Annotated in this window: 1 pseudogene; it reads right to left on the bottom strand. The window is 74.2% G+C overall.

Features of this window, described 5'->3' with window-relative positions:
- Positions 1-213 (bottom strand): annotated as a pseudogene (locus TW83_RS21285) (phosphonate ABC transporter, permease protein PhnE); the annotation flags it as partial.

The following is a 213-nucleotide window of genomic DNA, read 5'->3' as shown; positions in this document are numbered from 1 at the left end:
CGACATGGCCCGCGCCCAGGTCGATCACCGTCCGCGACCCCTCTGCCGCGACCCAGTCCGGCAGGCGGTCGGGGGCAAAGGTGGCGCGGGCGCTGCCTTCGACGCTGACGGACAGGGCGTCGCGGCGGTTGTCGCGGGTCACGTGGATCTTGTGGCTGACCGTGTCGGCCATCAGCACGGCCGCGTTGTCCAGCCGCGCCCGCTGCGCCAGCC

It is taken from the genome of Paracoccus sp. S4493, from assembly GCF_000967735.1.
Classification (GTDB): Bacteria; Pseudomonadota; Alphaproteobacteria; order Rhodobacterales; family Rhodobacteraceae; genus Paracoccus; species Paracoccus marcusii.
Note: the sequence above shows the minus strand (reverse complement) of the source record. Positions and strands in the feature narration are given on the sequence as shown.